Below are 21,591 nucleotides of genomic sequence, written 5' to 3'. Positions count from 1 at the left end.
AAAGTTTCTTGATCATTTGTGCATACCCCATTCGTAAGGAGCGCCTAAACAACCGTCTTACCAAATGGACTGCATATCCCATATATCCAAGGATTTAACAAACGGTTCTCCATCTCCCCAAATCTCGAGTCCCAAAGCATCCATACGGCTCGGATATACCCGGGTTGTCAGGCTTTTCAATCCGTTTGCATAGGCTTCGACCATGGAGCGGTCCAAATAAATGTGGAGCTTCAGATTCTCCCCAAGTAGCTCCAACTTTCCGCCTTGAACCCCTCCGCACTTTTCTCCCGGGTGCAGCGTCGTTTTCGACCGGTCGACCAAGAGCATCGTTTGATTCCAATCATAATACAGCAGAGTTTCTTCCTCTCCGTCCGGCGTACAACGGACCTTGATTCCGAATTTTTTGGCGCTGCTGGGCTCCAATTCCAATTGAATCTCAAGCATGTCACCATGAACATTCCTAAGCTGCACATTACTTTCAGCCAATGACTGGTCCCGAAGCGATAGCCGCTTAGGGCCACGCAGCGATTGAAGCTCCTGAATCGGCTCTATTCCCAGACGCCCGTCATCCCTCAAATACACGCTTAACGGCAAGCCTCCGTTATGAGCCCAACCCGACTTATATTCCATCTCGGACGTCCGGTCGCCTTGGGCTATCGTAAAGACGATATTTCTGCCGGTCTTCGGATCAACCATTCCGCTCGGTCCGGTAAAATGGAAGTCCCCGACATCAATCAATTGAGGCTCATCTTGATCGGGGATGAACGAAAGATTTTGCTTGTCAAGTTGTCCGATCCAATAGAACACCTCGACATCCGCTTCCTTCCCCACAGGGCTAACAAGCAGGAGATGTTTGTTCACCCCCTGCTTGTCCCTGCCAAGGGGAAGAAGCACAGGGAGCTCCCAGATGGGTCCAAGGTAAGGAAACTTCTGAATATCTGCTTTAAAAAACGGCCCTTTATACGTCCAATTCAGCATATCCTGTGACGCAAATGCCAGTGCTGCTCCTCCTTCGATTCCGGACCCGACCAGAGCATACCAACCGTCATCGTCCTTCCATACGAATGGATCTCGGAAATCCCCAAATGCGCCCATTCCCTTCTTCTGCACGATCAACGGCTCTGGATGTTTGACCCACTGAACCAGATCCGGGTTTCCGTCAAGGGTATAAGTACTTCGGGCAAGCGCTACGCTCTGATTCGGAGAGGCGCTGTCATTACCTGCCGTAAAGAACAAGACAGGAAGTCCGTCAGCATCATAAGTTGCGCTTCCCGACCAGATCCCGTCCGGTGCGAGCTGATCCTTTTCGGGCGCCAGGGCCACGGGTAGATCACGCCAATGCACCAAATCCTGACTTACCCAATGCCCCCAATGGATCTGATGAAAGAACGGTCCCTGCGGATTATGCTGATAGAACAAATGATATTGCCCGTCAAAATAAATCGGTGCATGGGGTTCGTTCATCCAATGGGCCGGCGGGCTAACATGATATTGCGGTCTGTGCCGATCAAGTAGCAGTGGCGTTCGGTCTAGCTTGATCTCGTCATAGTTTAATTGCGGCTGGATACCTTCATGAAAGGTATCCAGCACATAACGATAAGAAGCGGCCACTTCTTCCGCGCTCAGCGCCCGATTATAAATCTTGAGTTCATCAATGATACCGCTAAACATGTGCAGGCTGAACACTTCCGCCAGCAGGCTGCTATGGTTATTCTTGCCAATCAGAAGATCCGTGTCCGCCGCCTCAGCTAGGCGGGAACCACGAGGCACGGCAGCTGATGCGATTTCACTGCCGTTCAAATACAGCTTGATTTCCCCTTGGTTCCCATCGAACACAGCATTCACGTATGACCATTCATTCTTCGGCAGTTCATGGCCGTCTGGCGACCAAAGTTCCTTCCAGTCCCCTCCTTCCAGCCCGACTTGGAAGGACCAGGAACCGTGACGGAACATGCCGAGCAGATAACCCTGCTTGCGATCCAGGTTGTAGCGGTTCGCGATGGCGGACAATTTGCCATCATCCCCCCATTCATAGGAGCGTGGGGCTACCCATACTCCTATGCTTAACGCTGATCGATACTCTGGCTCGGTGTTTTGATTTCCCTCATCGAACGAATGCGCAATGTAAGTCGAATAACCATCGAACAGAAGCCCATTTCCAATTACCCCCTGTCTCCACCGTGGAGGGCAAGGTTTAGTAAACTCCGCTTGGTTAAATACGTACTGGATTTTATCCTGGACTTGGGATACGCTCTCCAGAGCTCTTGTACCGGTTCCTTCATTGAAGGCCCAATACATGATCAATCCCCGATTATCGGTTGCATGGCTCATACTTCAACCCTCCTTGTGTTTGCTCCGTTGGACCATTGGGAATATGAATGGAGTTAAGAGCATGCATATAAAACGAGTTCACCATAACTTCCCCTGATTTCGCACTTATCTCAATTCGATCCATCGGAGCATCAGGGAATATTTGATCCGTCAGTGCAACCAAGCCCTCATTCGCGTACACTTCAACCGCGTTGCGATCCAGCCAAATATGCAGTTTGATCTTCCCATTCTCCGAAACCATTCTAGCACCGTGCTTGCACGCAAACGATGGGTGGAAATCAGTCAGGCCCGATTTCGAACGATCGATGAATAGCCATTGGCGCACAGGGTCATATCCGATAATAGTCTCACTTTGCCCAGAGGACTTCATTTTAATATGAACCTCGTCCCTGGAACGAATGTCGATATCCGCTTCAATTTCAAGCAGAACATCATTCATTTTTTGCGTAAACGGCACCGCTGGCTTAACCTTAACCTCATTCCAGCAGAGCGTTCCTTTCCGCAGCTGCTCTATTTCCCGAACAGGCATTTGGGTCAGAACTACGCCCTCGTCTCGGCTGGTCAATGACAAGACGCGAGGCAGAGTCATTGTGCCTCTCCAGGCCCCGGTAGGCGTTTGGTTAGCATATTTCCAGTTGCTCATCCATCCGATGATCACACGCCGTCCATCCTGCTCAGCTATATCCGACCAGGTGACCCCCGCATAATTGTCCCGGCCAAAATCCAGCCACAGGATATGATCGGCCGGATGGTCATTGATGAACGTATTTCCGTCGAACTCTCCGATAAAGTATTGCGTGCGTGAGCCTTCCGGACAGTTGGGATTATCTCCGATGCTTATGATAAGTACCCATTTGGAATGTCCGCTGTCATCAACCGATAATTCAAAGAGATCAGGGCATTCCCAAACTCCGTCATGCGAGCCTTCACTCTTTCCGAATTCGCCTGACAACGACCATTCACGTAAATTGTCGGAACGATAAAACCGAACGTGGTCTCCAGCGACAAGAGCCATAATCCAGCATTCACTTGGCGAATGCCAGAACACCTTGGGGTCCCGGAAGTCGACCAGATCATGCTCGTCGAGTATTGGGTTCCCCTCATATTTGTGCCAAGTTCGGCCTTTATCGCTGCTGTAAGCTAGGCTTTGCCGCTGGCGAGGTTGTCCGGTCTCCGGACAGCTGTCTGCATGAGTGAAGAGTGCGATCAATCCATGGGAACCATCGAACAGTCCGCTGCTATTATTCCAGTCAACCACACAGCAACCGGAGAAAATAGCGCCGTGCTCATCCGGGAACAGAGCGATAGGCATATGCTCCCAATGAACCAGGTCTTGGCTTACAGCATGACCCCAATGCATTGGTCCCCATTGGTTACTATAAGGATGGTGTTGATAAAACAGATGATAGACTCCTTCGTAATAGACTAATCCGTTGGGATCATTCAACCAGTGGGAGTGAGGTGAAAAATGAAAACCCGGCCTAAATCTATCATCATCGTGCTGTTTATTTGTCTCGATTATCTGGGTAATTTCATCTGTCGTCGGCATAGATTGAAGAGCCCCTTTCCGTGTGGTTACTAATGCACCACCGGCATTAGCAAAAGTTAGCATACCGATGATTTGCTGTTTGGTCAGCTGATTCAAAGAAATACCAGCATTCAGTATCTTATATAACAAGCAGCCCAGAAAAGCGTCGCCGGCTCCTGTCGTATCAATGGCCTCTACTTGAAAACCCGGCACATATCCGTCATGACCCGCTAATCGGAAATAGCAGCCTTTTTCCGCTAAAGTTACGAAGATCCCAGCGATGCCGAATTGCTGTTGCAGCTCTAGCGAGCCTTTTTCCACATCAGTTGTACCCGTTATAAAGTGGAGCTCATCTTCCGATATTTTCAGGATGTCGGTATACTTCATGCCCCAAAGGATATTCTGTTTCGCTTCCTCTTTACTCTCCCATAAAGCAAACCGGATATTCGGATCGAATGAAAGCAGGACTCCTGCCTCTTTAGCCTTCACAACTGCCGCTCTTGTTGCCGTACGGGCCGGCTCATGGGTCATCGACAAAGAACCAAAGTGCAGTGCATGGCAGTTTTCAATCCTATCGAACGGGACATCCTGCGTGCGCAAGTATGTATCCGCTCCTGGTTTCCGGTAGAAGCTGAACGATCGGTCTCCGTTGTCATCCAGATGAACAAATGCCAGCGTTGTATTGGCTTCATCTGTAAACGTAAGCGCAGACACGTCGATGCCACCGTTCATCAAGGTATCGTGCAGCAAGGAACCGAATTGATCATCCCCAACTTTGCTAATCAACGTCGCTCTAGCTCCTAAACGGGATAGAGCAGCTGCTACGTTAGCCGGAGCCCCTCCAGGATTGCATTCAAACTGCCCATTGCCTCCCGCTGTACGACCTGATGGCGTAAAGTCTATCAATACTTCCCCAATGGTTATTACATCAAGCACAGTTTTCTCCCCACCTATCGTTTGATTATTTATTTATTAAATTTGCATTATAACGGTCCAGCCCTTTTTGATAGATCTCCATTAATTCGTTCAGCCCCATCTTCTCGAGTGTCTTCACATAGCTGTCCCACTTTTCGTCTACCTCGCCATCGACGATGAACTTGCCTCTTTGGGTATTTACATATTTAATAAGTTCAGGCTCAATCCGATTGATTTTATCTAGTTCATCCGGTTCAAAGAAGATGCTCGGATAGTTTTCCTTTTTCATATATGGAGTGTAATATTTCTCCAAATACTCAGCACGCTTCTGAGCTCGGGGTTCCATATCAACAACTTTTCCGAAGTCATCGAAAGTAATGACGCCCGGATTCCCTGTGCCTGGAGCCACTTTTTGACGGAATTCACCTGCGGAGACTCCCTTGGGAAGCGGCAGGTTCACCAATTTTCCTTTTTCGTCCTTCTTGAATACGACATCCAACGGACCCCAGTGAATTTGAGCCGCCATGTAAGGGTCATACTGTTGATCGATCCAACGCATCGTCATTGCCGGATAACGGTTCTCCTTTGTAATCACGAAGCTACCTCGTCCCGGTCCTCCGCCGTTGTTGCGACCAATCATTTGATCTCCATTTGGGCCTTTAAGCGGGGGCAGCAGAGCATAATCCTTACTACGCTCCTGTCCGACAACTTCTTCGACTTCCCACCAAACGTAGGAGCCGAGCGTTTCATCTGGTGTTTTGCCTTTTGCTAAATACTGAGCGGCATCCTGGGTAAACGATTCAGGGTCAATCAGCCCCTGCTTATACCAGTTATCATGAATATATTTTAATGCTTCCTTAAATTGAGGTTGCGAAGCGGTAAAGATCACTTTACCTTCGCGGACGATCCGATGTTCCAAATTATCCGGAAGACCGAAAGCTCCGAATATGCCAGCAATGTCACTACACCACTGCATGTGCATAAAGCTTAATGGGATTTCATCAGCCTTGCCATTGCCGTTCGGATCCTTCGTTTTAAAGGCAATCAAAGCCTGCGTGTATTCGTCCAACGTTTGAGGTACTTTTAAACCCAATTTATCGAGCCAATTTTTATTGATGACGTGAAAGAAGGGGTTGGTATCGAGCTTATTCTCTTCCCACGACGGCAGCCCATAGATGTGACCGTCTGGTGCTGTGATGGCTAGTTTAATGTCAGGCCGACGATCGAGAAGCGCTTTCAAATTAGGCGCATATTTATCAATCAAATTCTCCAGCGGAATAATGGTTCCGTCTTTACCGTAATTGATTAGCTCGTAATCTGTGAATCCGGCTCCGTAAAAGGCATCTGGCAAATCTCCGCTGGCCAACAACAAATTTTTCTTCTCTGCAAAGTCAGTGTCTGGAATGTTTCCCCAATCAATTTTTATGTTTGTTTGTTTTTCCAGCCGCTTAAATATTTCCATCTTTGAGTAATCTGGCGCTAAAGCAGCTTTTGGGGATACCATCTTTAATGTCACCGCTTCTTTAACAATCGGAAGACCGGTTTTATTAAAATTCGCATCCTGATCCGGATTCACCGTCTGATTTTTTGATTCGCCACCGCCTCCCGAACATCCGCTAAGAGCAAACACTCCAGCCAGCATTAGAATTCCAGCCCTTTTGAATAATTTCATCGTACATAACCTCCTTATGTCAGTCCACAAGCTGAGAACTTCCCTTGTCCTTGTTATTTACTTGTCTGAATGCTGAATTTAGGTATTCTGTTGCACATTCCCCCTTTCAGGCACCCTGACAATGTTAGCCTTTGATCGAGCCGATCATCACGCCTTTAACAAAGTATTTTTGCAGGAAAGGATACAAAATCAGCAACGGTAGGCTGGATACCATGATGACACCATATTTGATAAGCTCTGTAACGCGCATCTTCGCTGCGTAGGATTCCACGTCGATCATCATGCTCGAGTTGGCCTGATTCTGGACAAGAATGTTGCGAAGGACCAGTTGTAATGGATACTTGCTTTCATCGTTCAAGTAAATCAAAGCGTCAAAGAAACCATTCCAGAACCCGACAACATGATACAGTACCATTACGGCTATAACGGACTTAGACAAAGGTAATACGATGCTCCAAAAAAATCTGGTATTGGAACAACCATCAATGGAAGCGGCCTCCCACATTTCATCAGGGATGGTCGACTGAAAAAAAGTCCTTACGATAATGACATTGAACACACCTCCTGCTCCAGGAATAACCAGTGCCCAGATCGTATTCAGCATGTGAAGATCTTTAATCAGCAAATAGGTCGGGATCAACCCCCCACTAAAAAACATGGAGATCAGTAAAAACCACATTATCACCGACTTTCCTGCCATTCCTTTACGAGCTAACGGGTAAGCTGCACATACGGTCACGGCAACTCCGATTAATGTTCCTAGACTCGCATATAAGATCGAATTGGCATATCCAATCCATATAGATGAATCGCTGAATATTCGCCCGTATCCATCCAGCGTAAAACCCTTTGGAAAAAACCATACTTCACCTGAGTAGATGAGATTGGGGTCACTGAGTGAAGCAATCAATACAAAATACAGCGGGAATAATACAAGCAACATAACTATGGTCAGCATGACGTAGTTGATGATGTCAAACCATAAGTCTCCCTTACTTTTTCTCTTTAATAATTGATTCAAATTGATCTCCCCCTTACCACAGGCTGGTTTCCGTCAATTTTTTTGCGATCCGGTTGACGGTGACTATCAGGATAATATTTACAACTGAATTAAACAGGCCAACTGCTGTAGAAAAGCTGTATTGTGCTTTTTGAATCCCAATTTCATAAACATAGGTCGGAATAATATTGGAGGTGGCATAATTCAAATCGTTCTGCATAAGGAAAGCCTTTTCAAAACCGATGCCCATAATGTTGCCGAGTGCGAGAATCAATAAGATGACGATCGTCGGCAAAATGCTTGGAATATCCACATGCATTACGCGCTTCCATTTGCTTGCTCCATCCATGATCGCCGCTTCATGCAATTCCGGATTGACCCCTGCCAGAGCTGCAAGGTAAATGATGGTAGCAAAACCTGTCTCTTGCCAAACCCCTGATAATATATACAAAGGACGGAACCACCCTTCGTCGGCCAAAAACATAATGGGGTCCCCTCCAAACCAAGTGATGATGTGATTCACAATTCCGCTGTTTGGAGACAGAAAAACATTAAGCATACCAACGAGCACTACGGTAGAAATAAAGTGCGGTGCATAAATTACAGTCTGTACAATTTTCTTGTATCTCTTGGCCAGCATCTGATTGAGCATAATCGCTATAATAATCGGAGCTGGGAAGCTAAATACAAGCGATAGAGCACTGAGTGTAAGCGTATTAGTCATGATCGTCCAGAAGTTATAGGAATCGAAAAAATCAATAAAGTGCTTAAAGCCTACCCACTCGCTTCCCCAGATTCCCCGACTTGGTGAAAAATCCTTAAATGCAATTTGTATTCCATACATCGGATAGTATTTAAATACGAGATAAATAATAATGATTGGCAGCAAAAACAAATACAGTTCATAATCACGTTTGATCTGGTTCCATATTTTGCGATTTGGCTTGATCGTAGAATGATCTAACTCGCTAATTCTTGTATTCACCATTACACTCCCTTTCTTGACATCGGATATTTTCATTTTTGAAACGTTTCCAATTTACTTTAAAAAAACGGGAAGACGAAGCATCTGTTGATCCAGACTTATTCCTTTGATCTCCAAATGAAACGTTTCCAATTTATTATAAAAAAATGCCGAGTTTGCAGATCCAAACTATGATCCAACTGAATGCGCTAATATCTTTACAATTAAGATCATGTAGTTTCGCCTTGCCTGAAGATAACGGGGAGACAATACACTTGCTGATCTAAAGTTATACCATCCATCTTCTGATACAGCAGTCTGATTGTCATACGTGCCATTTCCTCCACTGGCTGCCTGATTGTGGACAATATCGGATGAAAATAAGGATGATTCTGAATGCCGTCGTAACCGATGACCTTTACATCCTCTGGAACGCGAATACCCTGCTTGCCTACTCTTTCTATATATTTGGCGGCTAACATATCGGTAATAGCGAAAATGCCGTCCACATCCTGATACTTATGTAGAAATTCGCTAAAATAGGCATCGTCGTTCACAATAGGGTCTGGTTTCTCGTATATCACATAGTCGACACCTAATTTTTTCGCCTCATCAATGAAACCTTTTCTTCGATTCATGGTTTCACTAAATACGGAAGTTACACTTCCTATAAAAGCCGGTCTCTGGGCTCCCGCTTTAATAAGTTCCCTTAAAGCCATACGCCCTCCCTTATAATTATCCGAGGTCACACAGGTAATTTTTTTGCTAAAGTGTCTGTCAATACTTACAATCGGAATGTCATTGCTTACGCTATTCTCAATATCATTGTAAGTAATGCCGATAATACCAGCCACTTTATTTTGCCGTAGCATATCTAGATAATACAGTTCCTTTTCGGGCTTACCACCGCTATTACATAGCATGAGCTTAAAGCCTTCCCGATCCAACTCATCCTCAATGTAGTAAGCCAGTTCAGAAAAAAAAGGATTCCAGATACTTGGAAGCAGCAAGGCTACCATCTTGGATTTCCTCATCTTAAAATTTCGAGCGACTTCATTAGGGATATAATTCAATTCTTGTATAGCTTTTTCCACTTTTTGGCGTGTATTTGGTTTTACAGAGCCCGAGTTGTTAATAACACGGGAAACAGTTCCCACAGCTACGCCAGCCAGGTTAGCTACATCTTTAATACTTGGCATTTAGCCCCCCCTCTCTCTTATGAAAATCATAATAGCACGAAATTGGAAACGTTTCAATAATTTTTGAAGCACTTTTTTCGACTTTTTTATTGCCTAGCCCGCATGTAGCTAAATCAAGTGTAAACTGGTCAGAAACATGATAAGCCAAGTGACAGAGCTGCCATAGGGTAAATAGGTGATGTCCGTTAGAAAGACGAGTCCGGGTACTTCCTTTCTGAAGTCTCTCTGTAAAAGGTAATAGAACGCGAACCTTTCTTAAAGCCTCGAAAGCAAAGGCCTTCTTGATGTTAGCAAAAAATAAAGTATTTTCTTAGTGCTTAGATTAATTTATGGATCTTTTTAAAGAACTACATGCTACTCGCGTATGTTCTTAAATTATTAATTGGAAATTGAATATAACGAGATGGACGTAGCCCAAGCGAAGGCTCGGGAGCGTTCTTGGAGGAGTTAATTTGAAGCAAACGACAGATTTTATGAAAATGAAGCAAAACAATGAAAAGATCGTCATGTTAACTATGACTATCCGTCTGCAAAGCTTGCAGAACAAGCCGGTGTTGACGTCATCTTGGTTGGGGATTCGCTTGGAATGGTGGTTCTTGGTTACGATTCAACTATCCCAGTGACACTCGAAGATATGATTCATCATACCAAAGCAGTAGTTATCGAACATATAGGTCCTTTCGATCCCGGTGATTGGCATCGGTGCTGGGGTAAATGTAGATGCCCAAGTTCTCGTATATCATGATATTTTGGGTTATGGTGTTGAGCGAGTTGCTAAGTTTGTCCAACAATATCAATCGTTAAATCCATTTTTGTGCCTTTATTATGTTATACAAAGTTGCCTCGACTTATAAATTTGAAGATTTTGAGTTTTGAACTATCGACATCATCCGAGAATTAAAGTAACTGTCTCGGTTTAATTTAATCCGCTTGATTATTAAGTCCCCAGGCTTGGTATAGAATCTTGTTACTGAGAGCTCTATAAATTCACGGGAGATTCCGATCTAATTCTTTTCGCCCCTTGTTTTGTTTTTTTGCATATCCCCGTTTTATCCGGGTTTACACTGATTCAGAAGCACTTATTAGCATCTATTCATTTTCAGACTTTGAGCCAGCTACTCCCCATGTTTCCCCGTCAACTTTATAATCACTGCTGCCTCTCCATTGAGGTATGTAGTCCCCAGATCGCAAAGCGTCGCTAAAACCTTGGTCAGTAGATTTCCAAGTCACTATGTCGTGGGGAGCGATTACTAATACTTTAATATATAGTTTGTTTTAACCGCCGTGAGTTAAACTTACCTTTACTGGATGATCAGAATGGTTCTTTATACAAAGTTTAACATGACCCCAGCCTTTAGGGACACTAAATGCTTCTCTTACTGTTGCACTTCCCCCGATTTTTGAGAAATTATCTTATTTCCATTAGTTTTATTTTCTGAAGCTGCACCTGTACCTACAATACCTACCCTAGCTAAAGTTAAAATCGAGAACAAATTATTATTTTCTTCATTGTTTCCCCACCCACCTATTTAGTTATGCTCTACCTAAAGGAACTATCGATTACAATATACTGCTCCGAAAGGATTAAGTTCCTTTAACCTTGATGTCTTCTCCTTTACTTGGTCGCCGTGTATCACTATATCCTCTTCCACATAGTTGCACTACATAACTCTTCCCTGGCTTAATGTAGCTGCAAAGTCTCATTATTTAGTGTGTGATAACTTACCAGTAAATATATCAAATGTTTAAAACGATCACTATAATACCCTGATTGAGCAATGTCTGTTTTAAAAACGTTCAATTATACTGGTTACGTCTATTCCATATTGGTTAGCCGCTATCCAAATATTCAATAATCGAACAATTCTATCTTCTTGATTGCATCTATCGACGCATCAATATATCCAACATATTTCAAAGGGGAGAGTCCCACATTGAGCTTTTACTGTACGTTCCTCGCTCCAGACTTTGAGGGGTTTGGAGATCGCAGGTGGTCTTATCTTGAGGTGCTCGGCGACCTCCCCGACTATAGCGGCCCCCTGTGACAGCCTTTACAGGATGTTTCTGCGAGGCTGAGTGTATGGCAACCAATTAAGCATCTCCTTAATTAATCATATACTTAAAAGTACAACGCATTGTGTGGTGTGGTCGTGTCAATCTGCATAGAATGGACATTGACTCAAAGACCTAAGGATCACGGTGCCCACCTTGCCTATATGAAGATAAAATCCTTATGAAATGGATTAGAAGAGATTCTAACTTATAGTTAGTAAATAATTATATGCCCGATCGGGGAATAGCCATTTTAATTTGTCTCCCACTGAATAATACTGCCCATTACTTCAATGAAAAAAGCAGCCCCTCTTGAACTGCCCTACTGCTAGTCACTTCAACAATAGGGTGAGTTCATTCATGGGCTACCTTATTTACCAAGTAGCTATTCAGCGTTTTTTAAGAATTCAAGCTCTTTGACAATACCCGGAAATAATTTATCTAGATTGTAAAATACCAGCAATAAGATTTGCAGGAGAGCCAAGATAATTGGAACGTAGATAAACATGAAATGAATAGACGCTAGCGCAGTAGCACTGATTGTAGCTTGTCCACCAGCATATCCTCCCAATGCCAGCCCCCAACCGATAAGTGCCGCTCCCAAACCGCCTCCCGCTTTTGTGCCGAAACTACCCGCACTGTACACCAGTCCTTCGGTGCGCATCCCTGTCTTCCATTCGCCATACTCAATGGTATCTGCCAACATGGCAAAGAAGGTTCCGAGAATAGCGGCATGTCCAAGCGCTTTAATAACGAGTCCCAGACAGACCGCCATCAGACTTGTGGGACTGACGGCAATGACAAGCGACCCGACAATAAGGAGGATACTTCCGATAATGGAGGAATTTCGTTTACCGATCCGCTTGACGATGGGGGGCAATAGCATATAACCAAGCAGGGAAGGAAGCAGTAAGGATATGCCGAGCACTCCAATCAGATTGGCGTCTTTTAACACATAACGTGCGTAGTAAATATTCATACCTGTGCCCAGTGCGTTATTTATAAAATAGACCACAGCAAACCCAAGGATCAATTTCCAATACTTATTACGCATCAGCGCTCCAAAAGCGCGTCCAAACGGAATTGGCTTTTGTACAACAGATGGAGTAACCCTTTCTTTGGTACTGAAGAAGGTAACAAGAAATAAGAAGGTTCCGAGCAAGCCAAATATAATAAAGGTGAAAATCCACCCTTTTTGACCGCCGCCGAATGACTTCACTAACGGGAGGGTGAAATAATTAATTAGCAAGGCACCAATATTCGCCAGACTCATACGAAAAATATTAAGCAGAGAACGCTGGTAAGAATCCTGCGTTATCATGGAATTAAGCACACCATAAGGGACATTAATGCTGGAATAAATAAAGTTCATCAGCAGATAGGTAACGTAAATGTATAGAATAGTGATCGTCATATTTCCACTTGGAACCGTGAACAAGAGAATTCCAGACAATGCAAATGGCCCGGACATCCACAGTAACCAAGGACGTGCCTTCCCGTGTCTGCTCTTTGTTTTATCGATCAAAGCCCCAATCGCGACATCAATAAACGCATCCAGTACGCGTGCAACTAGCATTAAAGTGCCAATGACCCCAGCGCTGATCCCGATTACATCTGTGTAAAAGTAGGACAGAAAAGTCATTGCGGCGGCAAACAGCAACTGGCTGGCAAAATCACCGAATCCATAACCAATTTTTTCTTTCAGCGTAATAATTGAACCGGTTTGCACTGAAGCCTCATTTCCCCTTACAACAATATCGCTTGAACTTCTCATGCTCATGCTCCTTTTCCCTTGTTATTCTCTACAATTCAAGGTTACCAAGAAAACGTTTTCTTAATTATCAAAAAAACAAGCTGAAATACCCTGAATCCAGCCGATTATTGGTAAAAACAACTATGTTCGTCCAAAAAATACTAGAAAACGTTTTCCGGAGTTGATTATACTCTCCTTATAAACCAAGGTCAAGCGCTTTCTTTGCTCTAGAATCTTTGTTAAACTCAATAAACAATTCAATAAACTGATATAATAAATTCAATCCACTTTGAGAACCTATTTTCTAAATAAATACTTGCTTGAAAGTCGGTGTGTACAATGAAAATGACTATAAAAGATGTGGCTCGAATGGCCAACGTCTCCATTTCTACAGTTTCCAGAGTGATCAATAATAGCCAGACGGTCAACAGTGAAATACGCAAACGAGTTCTGGATGTTCTTGAAGCCACTCAATTCCGTCCAAATGCCATAGCACGGACATTGGTAAAGAATAATACATCTTTGATTGGGGTACTTCTGCCCGCGATTAAAAACAACGTTTTTGATGACATGGTTGAAGGCATCAATCAAGTAGCGCATCTATACGGCTTCGATGTCATAATCGCCTTGTCAGGGGGAGACGCGGACTCTGAATTACACTATTACAATATGTTCCGTGAAATGCAGGCGAGCGGAATTATTATATCGGTAAGCGGAATCCGGGATGCGCTATTCGCGCTCATTGAAGCGGCGGGAATTCCCTGCATCCTTGTCGGACGGGATTTCCGAGACCAAACCATTCCTTCCGTGCATGTTGACAACATAACGGCTGCTTTTGAAGCGGTAACTTATCTTATACAGCAGGGTCATCAGGATATCGCGATGCTGCAGGGACCAGCGGGGGATATTTCAGTGAGCAATCAGCGTTTTTTGGGCTATGAACAGGCATTGAAGGCTGCTCACTTGCCAGTACGCCCCGAACGTGTGTTGGAAAGCGGCTTTTCAGTTGAAGATGGCATAACCTCTATGAGAAAACTTTATCATTCAGGCCCACTGCCTAGTGCGGTGTTCTGCGCAACGGACCGAGTTGCCATAGGCGCTATGAACTTTCTGGCCGAAAATGGGGTGAAAATACCTGAACAGGTCTCTTTCTTCGGATTTGACGACATTGACATGGCTACAATAATCCGGCCTAAATTGTCAACTGTCCGATATTCAGCATCCGAACTTGGCATGGTCGCCGCCCGCAATCTCGTTAAGCTTATTAGAGGAGAAGAATTGGCGGCTGTCCACTGGTCCATATCTCATCAGTTAGAAATTCGGGACAGCAGTACAAAACTTGGAGTATCCTAACCTTTGATGCTCCTACGGGTTGCGGGAAATGCTTAACCGGCAGGGGGGGTCTTTTCAGCGAATCCAACGCCGAATAATGGAAACGTTCTCTTGCAGACTTTTTCGCAAAAGGGCATGATTGGGGATACGCAGAAACCAGGCTCGGTTTAAATTGCCAGACTCGCTCGTATTCAATTTTCTTTTCGATAGCAGTCAGATTAACTATCAATAAGAAAAGGTTGCTTTCTAAGTCAATACAAGGACTCAGAAAGCAACCTTTTCTTCGAATTATTCAGCTTGCCAAATATCTTTTAATTTCCAGTATGTCAACTCATTTACTAGAGCCTCTCCGCCCTCCGTTACGAGTTCTATGCCTAGCAGTTTTTCACTCGAATAAATGCGACTTGTCATCGTAGCTTGCCCTTCATTAGCAAATATTTCAATGGATGAGCGATCCAGATATACATGTAACGTCAGCTGCCCCTCTGCACTTAAGGCTGTTTGACGTACTCCATCCGTCTTTTTGCCTGATTTAGAACAATCAAGCATAAGTTTCTGACCCGGGATAGAATAAGTGATAACCGTTTCCTCCTCACCTGTTCCGCGAAGCTTCAAGCCTACCAGATCTGCACTTGACTTCGTCAGGTCGAACACGACCTTCACTTCAAGCAGATCCGCTTCAACTTCCGTCAAGTAACTGCCAGAAATAGCGCAATATTGGTACAAAACATGTTCGCTTTGACGAAGCAACTTCATTTCCTCTACTGGGTTCATCAGCAATTTATTATTGGCACCCAGCGTAATTACACGTGGGATCGTCAATGCTCCGGACCAGCCGTCTGCTTTCGTCGGCATATCCGATTCCCACATATCCATCCAACCAATCGCAATGCGGCGACCTTGATCATCTAGAAAAGTTTGAACCGCATAGAAGTCATGACCATTATCCAACTCGATGAACTCTCCATGTTTATATTCATTACTATCATAATTATATTCGCCAACATAATATCCCGTCTGGAACAAATTATTGTACTTATCTCCTTGCGCATCAATACCTTGCGGGGAGAACATAAATATATGCTTACCGTTCAGTTCAAAAAAATCAGGGCACTCCCACATGAAGCCCATATTCTTATCTCCCTGCAGAAGCACACCATGATAGGTCCAAGTTCTAAGATCAGGAGATGTATATAGAATAACACGCGGCAGATCTTCTTTCGTGCTGTTACCTAGGATCATGTACCATGTATCCTCATGCTTCCATACCTTCGGATCACGGAAATGCTGTGAGCTATCTGTTGGAGGTTCAGCGATTACGGGATTCTGCCCTAGTTTTGTAAAATGAATGCCATCTGTACTTACTGCCACATTTTGATTTTGGAAAAAGATATTGTTTGGTTGATCAATATAGTGATGGCCAGTATAGATTAATGTCAATTCGCCGTTATTATCTACTGCGCTTCCTGAGAAGCAGCCATCAAGGTCACATGCATCTCCAGGCGCTAATGCAATCGGACAATGCTCCCAGTGTACAAGGTCTTTACTCTTCACGTGACCCCAATGCATTGGACCCCAGTTCTCATCATAAGGATGATGCTGATAGAAGGCGTGATATTCACCTTTAAATTGGATTAATCCATTGGGGTCGTTAATCCAGTTTGCTGGTGCCATAATATGATAACCTAACCGGTACCGCTTGTTCATTTTTGCTTCTGCCTGTTTCAATGCTTCCTCAGCTTGCTTTGTATTGTTATTATATGTGTTCATTTGTCTTCCTCCTATGCTGTTTCAATATGCTTGTTAGGCTTGGGATCCAGATTTTTCGGTTCTTTCTTTAAGGTAAAGATTGAGATTGTTGTAAAGACAAATACGAATACACCCATAATCACGTACGTATTTGCAAAACCTCTAATGTCATAAGACATACCGGCGATTGGCGAGAAGATCGAAGCTCCTACCTGACTCATAAACTGGAATCCCACCAGATACAAGATCGAAGACAGACGCGTATCGAAATTAGCAGCCAAGTACTTAAATACGGCAATCAGCATGATTGGCAGTTCCAATGCGTGAATCAATTTCATAGCTGAGATACCATAAGGTCCAATAACTAAGCCTGAACCCATGATCCGGAATGCCATCAAGAATCCTGCCAATATCAGACCCTTTTTTGCTCCAATTTTATTGACAATGAAAGGCGCTAAGAACATCATGCCTGCTTCCAGGAATACTTGTAGAGAATTTAAGTAACCGTAAACTTGATTGCCTAAAGCAACCGTTGAGAACGTTGATGAAAAGTAATTTGGGAACTGTTGGTCATACACATTGTAAATACAGGTAACGCCAAGAACATATAAAATGAAGAACCACAAATGCTTATTTGCAAACAAATAGCCGATTTGCTTAAAGTTAACAGATTCTGCTCGCTCCATCTCGGAATCTGTCATTTCAACTTTAATTGTCATCATAATGATAAACAGAATGACAGCAGATACTGATGCAATCCAGAAGTTAATGTTAGGGTTGATATTGAAGAGCTGACCAGCGAAAAATGTTGCTGCTGCCCAACCTAGCGAGCCCCACATACGAGATTTTCCGTATTCAAAGTCATATTTTCGGCTGACTTTCTCGACATAAGATTCGATGGCTCCGATCCCTGCCAAAAAAGCAATACCCAAGTAAAAGCCACCTACAATGGCGCCGAGAAATACATTGTATTGAAGTAACGGCCCATAGATAAAGATATAGAAAGGACCAACAAATAAGAGTAAAGAACTGATGAGAAATAAAATATGCTTCTTCAATCCGATTTTATCAGATATATAGCCATAAAGCGGTTGCATACATAGCGCAAAGATAGCGTTTACAGTAAAGATAACACCTGTTTCAGCACCATTCAGACTGATTTCTTGCCCTAGCCAGATGGAGAACAATGAATAACTTGCTGACCAAGTAAAGAAGAAAAAGAAGAAATAGGCACTTAGTTTCCAGTACATGCTCTTTGACTTTCTCATATCGAACGCTCCTCTTAGTTGAACATTTAATGTAAATGAAAGCACTTTCGTATTTACAGACTGATTATATGTCAACCGCTTTCATATGTCAACCGCTTGACATATTTTCGAAAGAAAAAGAGCTCTCCTCTTTGATTTCAATTACTCTAATAAGGATAGCTCCATCTTATATCACAATGCTGAAAACTATGGAAATTGTATTAAGCTGTACTAGCTTTAATAAGTTTCACTGGTAGATAGGTTTCTCGCGGGACATCACTGTATCCACCTTCAATTTCTTTAATAAGTAACTCTATGGAAGATCTCGCGATCTCCTGTATTGGTTGCTGAATTGTCGTTAATTCAGGGAGAAGATTGCGGGTTGTTTCTGTTCCGTCATATCCAACTACGCGGATATCTTCAGGAACCCGTTTTCCTCTTCTTCTTGCTTCAGCAATAAAAGACGCTGCCACCATGTCATTACTCGCGAACAATCCATCTACTTCAGGATGTTCATCGAGCAAGCGTTTAATCGGTTCATCGTGATTCTGTTGGTGAAAGGGATCATGTACTTCATAGGTAATTGCCTCTCGACTATACTGCTCCATCACATCTTCATATGCTTTTCTTCTTAAACTTGCTGGTGTTTCCAATTCAACAGGGCCATTTATGTGTAAGATATGCTTGCACCCCTTTTCAATAAGCAGCTCTGATGCCAGTTTTCCACCCATATAATTATCCGATCCTACAACTGGGATTGAATCGGATAGGAAACGGTCGATCGCAATAACTGCAATATTCTTCTGTTCATAATTTACGATACCTCGGTTGTGTGTACCGACGATAATACCGTCAACTTGATTTCGCATAAGCATATCTACATAAGACTCTTCTTTATCCAGCTGATTTAAGCTGTTACATAGCAACAGCTTATAGCCTAATGACGCACAAATATTCTCTATATGGAAAGTCAGCTCTCCGAAAAATGGGTTGCTCGTAGTTGGAATGATTAATCCAATCAGATTTGTCCGTTTAGTAAATAATGACCGAGCTACATCATTAGGAAAATAATTTAGCTCCTGCATCGCTTTATGAACTTGATCCTTCGTTTCTTGACTGATATAGCCACGATTATTAAGTACGCGAGAAACCGTAGTCGGTGAAACTCCAGCTAATTGTGCAACATCGTTCAGTTTTGGTTTCATTGATTCAACCTGCCTTCTCTTCATGCCAAGTCTCCAATTATTCTATTATTTTAACATTGTTAAACGTGAAAAAACATGTCTTCATCATTCCGCGCTGTATATGCAATGACATCATTTTAACCATTATTGTTCATCATATTTCAATAATATATGTTCCTGTCTCTCCTCGAGAATATTGTATACACTATGTAGTATGTATGAGGTGGTGAATAAACTTGGTTGAAATATCATCTAGAGAGTTATGGATAAATGTATCTATTAAAGTGTATACACCCCGATATTTTTCTCATTTTATATAGACTAATATGTGAATTTACCGTAGTGAAAAGATTCTCACATATGATTTCGTAAAAGTCGTTGTCGCAGGACATTAGTAGACAAAAAAAACACCCCTCAGAAATCCTGGAATGAAGTATATCACATAATATAGTAACTTCCTCGTGGGGGTAAGTGTTACTGCAAAAGGGACAAAAAACACACAATCCAAAATAAAGAACTCATCCTATCATAATAGCCGCTCCTAAATTTTTCAGGAGCGGCTACACGCTTAATTCAAATTGATTTTAAATCTATCCCCTGCATTGCCACCCAAAACGATCAAGCCACCTTTGGGCAGCACAACCGAATTGTTATGGCTGGCAGTTGAAAAATCTACAACCGTTCCGTTTTCATCATAGACAGCGTACCCTCCCCTTGTTGGAACATCAACGGTCATCGTTTTATGGGCTACGTTTTTATCTATTTTAAACCATGTGGCTTGACCATTCGATGGTATGGTGTACACTGATTTCCCGCCCAGGACAGGTTTAATAGCATCCTCACTGATGTAGGACTGTCCATCTATGGTTAAATACTCTGAACCATCCTTGGTAGTAAAATTCAAATCAAATGCATCTCTTCCACTCATAACAGGAATCTCAACAGCATTAACGGCTTTATTCTCATCCACAATTTTAGTACCACTTGCGTATCCATCATGATCAACGGATATTTTTTTCGTTATAAATGATGGGGCCAAATAAAAAATAGAAGATATCTTTTCATCCAGGGCATAATAATTTTTCCCGTTTCTATGTTCCCATGCCTTTTTAACAGTAGTATTTAGAGGATTGGCATCCAGCTTTTGATATTCATAAGTCACCATAACCATTTGACCTAATCCCGGAAAGTTTACGTAGAAGTTAGCCTTAATATACGTTTTCCCATTTTTTTGTTTGTCAAAGCCTATGGCTACACTGCCATCACTGCTTTTGAATTCTCCATTGCCTGTATACACATATTTTTGCGCCGGGACTATTCCATCCAGAAAAGCTGGTAATTCAAGCTCTCCGTTTTTAATTTCTACATTGATGGTTGTACCCACAGTTCCATATAATCCAGAATAAGTAAGTAAATCAGATGGCATTTCCACTTTTACAGGAGGTTCAAAGGTTTTACCTGGTAGAATGCCTTTAATGATGCCCTTGTCTTTTAGAAGCTCCAATAAAACATTAGAAGCAAAAATACTATCCAGGATGGAAGAACCTCCAGATGAAAGCACAGCCATAGAAATATGATGCTCTGGTATGGTGATCAAAGTAGAGTGATACAAAACAGTATCCCCACCCTTAGATAACGCAGTTATTCCGTAATCACTAAACGGTGCCAACTGAACCGCATCCCAACCAAGTCCATAATTAAAGCTGTTTGTCTCTTCAGGTACCCATACTCCATTTCGATATTCATGACTTTGCATGGACTTGGCTGATTGCTTAGATAAAATATCGGGTTTGTTCCCCGTTAATACTTCTGAAAACATAACCACCTCTTCCGCGGTGGAGTATAAGCCCCCTGTCCCGATGACATTGGCATTTTCAACCGGTAAGGCCCCCTCAATCGCAGGAAAATAAGTTTTGGACAGCTGTTGTCTATCAAATTGATCGAGAGGTGTTTTGGTAGATTTCAAACCCAAAGGGGTATTTATATGCTTTGCCAGGAAATCGGTGTAACTTAGACCGCTCACCCGCTCAACCAATATTTCGAGCAATTGAAATCCATCATTGGTATATACGGAATATTCGCCAGGGTTTGATTTTAAAGTTTCTGATTGCAACCTTAGCAAGAGCTCATCATGATTTTTTGTATCATTGTCATTAAATAACATACTATTTTTTAAGTGGGCGCCGTAAAGGCCTGACGAATGATTTAACAGCATACGCGGTGTAATTTTTTTGTACCTTTCGTCGGCCATTGTAAAGTCCTTAATGTATGTTGTGAGCGGCTGATCAATATCTACCTTATGGGCATCCACCAGCATCATCGTTGCAGCAGCTACATACATTTTGCTTGTAGAGCCTATACCAAACATCGTATCTTTGGTGATCGGCTCGTTGGTTGCTTTATTCTTTACACCCACGCTATCCGATAATACGATGTTTCCATGGTCCATAATGGCATACTGCACACCGCTAGCACCATATTTGGATACCAGCTCTGAGGCCAGACTGCGAGCCTTTTCCTTGATGGGTTCAGGAGTGCCTTGAGCAAAAGTATTCGTCATTGGCAGCACAAAAAGCATAGCAGAAACGAACACAGCTATTATTTTCTTCATTCCATATTTCCTCCTCTTATAGCTTCATCAGACTTTATTACTGACCTGATCATA

13 protein-coding genes and 1 pseudogene are annotated in these 21,591 nt (G+C 43.1%); 3 read left to right on the top strand and 11 right to left on the bottom strand.

All coding sequences use genetic code 11. From position 1 onward, the window contains the following. Window positions 1-57 precede the first annotated feature (57 nt). The 6 genes from ACUC6J_RS12200 to ACUC6J_RS12175 form a co-directional block, all read right to left on the bottom strand. Window positions 58-2,331, bottom strand: coding sequence for a GH32 C-terminal domain-containing protein (locus ACUC6J_RS12200; protein ID WP_045245385.1), 2,274 nt, complete (start codon window positions 2,329-2,331; stop codon window positions 58-60). Beyond that, on the bottom strand, window positions 2,312-4,795 hold the full coding sequence (locus ACUC6J_RS12195) for a PfkB family carbohydrate kinase (protein WP_447250267.1): 2,484 nt from the start codon (window positions 4,793-4,795) through the stop codon (window positions 2,312-2,314). Before ACUC6J_RS12195 ends, ACUC6J_RS12200 begins: the two co-directional genes overlap by 20 nt. Before the next feature lie 25 nt (window positions 4,796-4,820). Further along, window positions 4,821-6,446 carry an ABC transporter substrate-binding protein gene (locus ACUC6J_RS12190; RefSeq protein WP_447250266.1) on the bottom strand — a complete coding sequence of 542 codons (1,626 nt, stop codon included), beginning with the start codon at window positions 6,444-6,446 and terminating at the stop codon, window positions 4,821-4,823. 124 nt (window positions 6,447-6,570) lie between these two features. After that, window positions 6,571-7,467, bottom strand: coding sequence for a carbohydrate ABC transporter permease (locus ACUC6J_RS12185; RefSeq protein WP_016820910.1), 897 nt, complete (start codon window positions 7,465-7,467; stop codon window positions 6,571-6,573). 13 nt (window positions 7,468-7,480) lie between these two features. Continuing rightward, a complete protein-coding gene (locus ACUC6J_RS12180) occupies window positions 7,481-8,434 on the bottom strand; it encodes an ABC transporter permease (RefSeq protein WP_026065421.1) in 954 nt (317 codons plus the stop codon). 206 nt (window positions 8,435-8,640) lie between these two features. Then, the gene (locus tag ACUC6J_RS12175; protein ID WP_447250265.1) at window positions 8,641-9,609 is read right to left on the bottom strand and encodes a LacI family DNA-binding transcriptional regulator; all 969 of its coding nucleotides are present in this window, start codon (window positions 9,607-9,609) and stop codon (window positions 8,641-8,643) included. A 452-nt stretch (window positions 9,610-10,061) separates the two neighbouring features. Here ACUC6J_RS12175 and ACUC6J_RS12170 point away from each other — a divergent pair. Together ACUC6J_RS12170 and ACUC6J_RS12165 are read left to right on the top strand one after the other, a co-directional pair. Beyond that, window positions 10,062-10,267 (top strand): annotated as a pseudogene (locus tag ACUC6J_RS12170) (3-methyl-2-oxobutanoate hydroxymethyltransferase); the annotation flags it as partial. Between the two features lie 31 nt (window positions 10,268-10,298). Then, entirely contained in the window at window positions 10,299-10,463 is a 165-nt protein-coding gene (locus tag ACUC6J_RS12165; RefSeq protein WP_442952196.1) for a 3-methyl-2-oxobutanoate hydroxymethyltransferase, read from the top strand. Window positions 10,464-12,046: 1,583 nt separating this feature from the next. Here the strand turns inward: ACUC6J_RS12165 and ACUC6J_RS12160 are convergent. After that, window positions 12,047-13,435: an MFS transporter gene (locus ACUC6J_RS12160; RefSeq protein WP_019687289.1), complete on the bottom strand. Its 1,389-nt coding sequence runs from the start codon at window positions 13,433-13,435 to the stop codon at window positions 12,047-12,049. A 318-nt stretch (window positions 13,436-13,753) separates the two neighbouring features. Here ACUC6J_RS12160 and ACUC6J_RS12155 point away from each other — a divergent pair, with 318 nt between their 5' ends. Next, window positions 13,754-14,767 (top strand): LacI family DNA-binding transcriptional regulator, encoded by a 1,014-nt coding sequence (locus ACUC6J_RS12155; protein WP_080582301.1) that lies wholly within the window; start codon window positions 13,754-13,756, stop codon window positions 14,765-14,767. A gap of 267 nt (window positions 14,768-15,034) precedes the next feature. Here the strand turns inward: ACUC6J_RS12155 and ACUC6J_RS12150 are convergent, their stop codons facing one another. The 4 genes from ACUC6J_RS12150 to ACUC6J_RS12135 form a co-directional block, all read right to left on the bottom strand. Next, window positions 15,035-16,516, bottom strand: a complete 1,482-nt coding sequence (locus ACUC6J_RS12150; RefSeq protein ID WP_045245376.1) for a glycoside hydrolase family 32 protein — start codon at window positions 16,514-16,516, stop codon at window positions 15,035-15,037. 11 nt (window positions 16,517-16,527) lie between these two features. Further along, a complete protein-coding gene (locus tag ACUC6J_RS12145) occupies window positions 16,528-17,763 on the bottom strand; it encodes an MFS transporter (RefSeq protein WP_031463565.1) in 1,236 nt (411 codons plus the stop codon). Window positions 17,764-17,963: 200 nt separating this feature from the next. Beyond that, entirely contained in the window at window positions 17,964-18,947 is a 984-nt protein-coding gene (locus ACUC6J_RS12140) for a LacI family DNA-binding transcriptional regulator (protein WP_177189518.1), read from the bottom strand. Between the two features lie 547 nt (window positions 18,948-19,494). Continuing rightward, window positions 19,495-21,537 carry a serine hydrolase domain-containing protein gene (locus ACUC6J_RS12135; RefSeq protein ID WP_090890714.1) on the bottom strand — a complete coding sequence of 681 codons (2,043 nt, stop codon included), beginning with the start codon at window positions 21,535-21,537 and terminating at the stop codon, window positions 19,495-19,497. Window positions 21,538-21,591 lie beyond the last annotated feature (54 nt).

It is taken from the genome of Paenibacillus sp. JJ1683 (assembly GCF_053006485.1).
Note: the sequence above shows the minus strand (reverse complement) of the source record. Positions and strands in the feature narration are given on the sequence as shown.